The organism is Streptomyces purpurogeneiscleroticus (genome assembly GCF_020024005.1).
GTDB classification, from domain to species: domain Bacteria; phylum Actinomycetota; class Actinomycetes; order Streptomycetales; family Streptomycetaceae; genus Streptomyces; species Streptomyces purpurogeneiscleroticus.
This window is the reverse complement of sequence record NZ_NHSG01000345.1, coordinates 1-4,219: the sequence shown is the minus strand read 5'-3', so window position 1 is coordinate 4,219 and position 4,219 is coordinate 1. Positions and strand designations below refer to the sequence as shown.

The following is a 4,219-nucleotide window of genomic DNA, read 5'->3' as shown; positions in this document are numbered from 1 at the left end:
GACGGCGGGGGCCTCCCGTTCCGCGGGGGTGGGGAAGCCGCCGGTGATCAGTTCCAGCAGCTCGATGGTGCCCAGGCCCTCCTTGCTGCCGTCGGCGGCGGGCGCCGCGGCCAGTACGGGGTGGAAGCTGCCGCGCGCGACGGCGGTCTCCAGGTCGCCGATGAGCGTCTTGATGTCGATGTCCTCGCCGCCGAGGTAGCGGTCCATCAGGGACTCGTCCTCGCTCTCGGCGATGATCCCCTCGATGAGGCGGTTGCGGGCCTCCTCGATGAGGGGCAGCTCGCCGGTCTCGGGATCGCGCTCCTTCCTGCTGCCTCCGGAGTAGTCGTACACGCGCTGGGAGAGCAGCCCGATCAGGCCGTGCACGGGGGCGTGGCCGTCGGCGCCGGCCTCGCCGTACAGCGGGAGGTACAGCGGCAGCACGGCGTCGGGGTCCTCGCCGCCGAAGGCGCTGCGGCAGGTCTCGGTCATATCGTCGAAGTCGGCGCGGGCGGCTTCGAGGTGGGTGATCACTATGGCGCGGGGCATTCCCACGGCCGCGCACTCGTCCCAGACCATTCGGGTGGCGCCGTCCACGCCGTCCGCCGCCGAGACAACGAAAAGGGCCGCGTCCGCTGCCCGCAGACCGGCCCTCAGCTCCCCGACGAAATCGGCGTATCCGGGAGTGTCCAATAGATTGATTTTGATCCCGTCCCATTCGACCGGGACCAGGGAGAGCTGTACGGAGCGTTGCTGCCGGTGCTCGATCTCGTCGTAGTCGGAGAGGCAGCCGCCGTCCTCCACCCGGCCCGCCCTGTTGACCGCGCCCGACGCGAGCGCGAGGGCTTCGACCAGGGTGGTCTTCCCCGATCCGCTGTGGCCGACCAGCACCACATTCCGTACGGAGGAGGGGTGGTCGACCGCCGCTGCCCTGCCGGCGGCTCCTGGATGTGTGCTCGTCTTGTCACCCATGTTCTGCCTCCAGGTCGACACTCTGCGGTGTTCCGAGCTTTCCACCGAGGTCATGGTGCGTCCATACATCGCACAAGGGACGATAGGGGATCTTGGGTATGGCCGGGGATCATGCGGGACAAGCCCGAACGGGTGCACAGGGCACCCGTGTACGGCCGCCAACTGCCCCCTTCCGCCGTGGTCGTGGCGCTGTGCGCGCTCCCGGCCCGGTGCGCCGGGCGGGTGGCGGGGGAGCCTCCGGCGCGCCTCGGGGGCGGCCGTGAGCCGTGGTGCGTTCGCAAAGCGCCGAGGACGGCTGGCTACGATGGGCCAGCCGGTGGCCCCACTGACCGCGCGGCCCGCACACAACCTCCGGGAAGGCCATGCTGAACAAGTACGCGCGTGCGTTCTTCACGCGTGTTCTCACGCCGTTCGCCGCCCTGCTCATCCGCCTCGGCATCAGCCCCGACGTGGTCACCGTCCTCGGTACCGCCGGCGTGGTCGCCGGTGCGCTGGTCTTCTACCCGCTGGGCGAGTTCTTCTGGGGCACCGTCGTCATCACCCTGTTCGTCTTCTCGGACCTGGTCGACGGCAACATGGCACGGCAGCTGGGCCGCTCCAGCCGCTGGGGCGCCTTCCTGGACTCCACCCTCGACCGGGTCGCCGACGCGGCGATCTTCGGCGGACTCGCCCTCTGGTACGCGGGCCGCGGCGACGACCTGATGCTCTGCGCGGTGACGATCTTCTGCCTCGCCTCCGGCCAGGTCGTCTCGTACACCAAGGCGCGCGGCGAGAGCATCGGCCTCCCGGTCAACGTCAACGGCCTGATCGAGCGCGCCGAACGCCTGGTGATCTCGCTGGTGGCCTGCGGCTTCTCCGGCCTCCACAAGTTCGGCGTGCCCTGGATCCAGAACCTGCTCCCGATCGCCCTGTGGATCGTGGCCATCGGCAGCGCGGTCACCCTGGGCCAGCGGGTGGTCACCGTACGCCGGGAGTCCGCCGAGGCGGACGCCGTGGGGGGAGAGAGCGCGTGAAGCTCGACATCACCAAGCTGCCCGGTCTCGACAGGCTGCTGGACACGGGGAAACTGTCCGACACGCTCTACGGCCTCGGCTGGGCCACGGTCAAGAAACTGCCCGAGCCGGTCGCCGTACGGCTGGGCGAACGCATCGCCGACGCCGTCTGGAAGCGGCGCGGCAAGGGCGTACGGCGCCTGGAGGCCAATCTCGCGCGGGTCGTCCCCGACGCCTCCCCGCAGGCCCTCTCCCGGCTCTCCCGGGCCGGTATGCGCTCCTACATGCGGTACTGGATGGAATCCTTCCGCCTCCCGGCCTGGAGTCGCGAGCGGGTCCGCCGCAGCGTGGACGTCACCGACATCCAGTACCTCGCCGAGGCCCTGGACAGCGACCGCGGCGTCATCCTCGCCCTGCCCCACATGGGCAACTACGACCTGGCCGGCGTCTGGGTCACCCGCGCCCTCGGCGTGCCCTTCGCCACCGTCGCCGAGCGCCTGAAGCCCGAATCGCTCTACGACCGGTTCGTCGCCTACCGCGAGAGCCTGGGCATGGAGGTACTGCCGCACACCGGCGGCGCGGCCTTCGGCATACTCGCCCGGCGGCTCCGCGCCGGCGGCCTGATCTGCCTGGTCGCCGACCGCGACCTGTCCGCCTCCGGCATGGAGGTCAAGTTCTTCGGCGAGGCCGCCAAGATGCCCGTGGGACCGGCCATGCTCGCGCTCCAGACCGGCGCGGTGCTGCTGCCCGTCACCTTGTGGTACGACGGTACGCCCGTCATGCGGGGCCGTGTACATCCCGGGATCGAGGTACCCGAGACCGGTACGCGCACCGACAAGGCCGCCGCGATGACCCAGGCCCTGGCCGACGCCTTCGCCTCGGGCATCGCCGAGCACCCGGAGGACTGGCACATGCTGCAGCGACTGTGGCTCGCCGACCTGGAGCCGCGTGGTGCGGGCGTCCGAGAGACGGAGACGCCTTGAGGATCGGGATCGTCTGCCCCTACTCGTGGGACGTCCCGGGCGGCGTCCAGTTCCACATCCGCGACCTCGCCGAGCATCTGATCCGGCTCGGCCACGAGGTCTCCGTACTCGCTCCGGCCGACGACGAGACACCGCTCCCGCCGTATGTCGTCTCCGCCGGACGTGCCGTACCCGTCCCGTACAACGGTTCGGTTGCCCGGCTCAACTTCGGCTTCCTCTCCGCCGCCCGGGTACGCCGCTGGCTGCACGACGGCGCGTTCGAGGTCATCCACATCCACGAACCGGCCTCCCCGTCCCTCGGCCTGCTGGCCTGCTGGGCCGCCCAGGGCCCCATCGTGGCGACCTTCCACACCTCCAACCCGCGCTCCCGCGCCATGATCGCCGCGTACCCGATCCTCCAGCCCGCGCTGGAGAAGATCAGTGCGCGGATCGCGGTCAGCGAGTACGCCCGCCGGACGCTGGTGGAACACCTCGGCGGCGACGCGGTGGTGATCCCCAACGGCGTCGACGTCGACTTCTTCGCCCGCGCCGAGCCGAAGAAGGAGTGGCAGGGCCGCACCATCGGCTTCATAGGCCGCATCGACGAGCCCCGCAAGGGCCTCCCCGTCCTGATGAAGGCCCTGCCCGAAATCCTCGCCGAGGTCCCCGACGCGCGGTTGCTGGTCGCCGGGCGTGGTGACGAGAAGGAAGCCGTCGCCGGCCTCCCCGCGGAATTCCGCTCCCGCGTCGAATTCCTCGGCATGGTCACCGACGAGGACAAGGCGCGCCTGCTCCGCAGCGTCGACCTCTACGTCGCCCCCAACACGGGCGGCGAGTCCTTCGGCATCATCCTCGTCGAGGCGATGTCCGCGGCCGCGCCCGTCCTCGCCAGCGACCTCGACGCCTTCGCCCAGGTCCTGGACCAGGGCGAGGCGGGCGAACTCTTCACCAACGAAAACGCGGACGCGCTCGCCGCGGCTGCCATCCGGCTGCTCCGCGACCCGGCGCGGCTGGCGGAGCTCCGGGAGCGCGGCGCCCGCCATGTACGGCGATTCGATTGGTCGACGGTGGGGGCCGACATCCTCGCGGTGTACGAGACGGTCACCGACGGGGCGGCGTCGGTGGACACGGATGAACGGGTGGGCCTGCGTGCCCGCTGGGGCCTAAAAACAAGCCCGTCCGGCGACTGAGAACGAGCCCGAAGGGCGAGACCAGGGGCGCGGGGAACTGCGCGACCGGCCACGACGGCGCGGCAGCCGGCAACGGACCCCGCCGGGCACGGCGCGCCCCCGTGCCGGAGCCCGCCCCCGCGAG

The 4,219-nt window shown here is 71.0% G+C and carries 4 protein-coding genes; 3 read left to right on the top strand and 1 reads right to left on the bottom strand.

Annotated features, from left to right (window positions below; all coding sequences use genetic code 11):
• Positions 1 to 951, bottom strand: a 951-nt coding sequence (locus CCS38_RS23170; protein ID WP_223735242.1) for a GTP-binding protein, incomplete at its 3' end; no start/stop codon positions are given.
• Between the two features lie 362 nt (positions 952 to 1,313).
• Between CCS38_RS23170 and pgsA the strand changes: the two genes are divergently transcribed.
• The 3 genes from pgsA to CCS38_RS23155 are packed head-to-tail and all read left to right on the top strand — an operon-like array spanning position 1,314 to position 4,095.
• Positions 1,314 to 1,964 (top strand): phosphatidylinositol phosphate synthase, encoded by a 651-nt coding sequence (gene pgsA / locus CCS38_RS23165; RefSeq protein WP_223735241.1) that lies wholly within the window; start codon positions 1,314 to 1,316, stop codon positions 1,962 to 1,964.
• Positions 1,961 to 2,926: a phosphatidylinositol mannoside acyltransferase gene (locus CCS38_RS23160; protein WP_223735240.1), complete on the top strand. Its 966-nt coding sequence runs from the start codon at positions 1,961 to 1,963 to the stop codon at positions 2,924 to 2,926. Before pgsA ends, CCS38_RS23160 begins: the two co-directional genes overlap by 4 nt.
• Positions 2,923 to 4,095 carry a glycosyltransferase family 4 protein gene (locus CCS38_RS23155; protein ID WP_223735239.1) on the top strand — a complete coding sequence of 391 codons (1,173 nt, stop codon included), beginning with the start codon at positions 2,923 to 2,925 and terminating at the stop codon, positions 4,093 to 4,095. Before CCS38_RS23160 ends, CCS38_RS23155 begins: the two co-directional genes overlap by 4 nt.
• Positions 4,096 to 4,219 lie beyond the last annotated feature (124 nt).

Excerpts from the sequence above, each read along its gene's own strand:
- pgsA (WP_223735241.1), top strand. The coding sequence starts at position 1,314 with ATGCTGAACAAGTACGCGCGTGCGTTCTTCACGCGTGTTCTCACGCCG.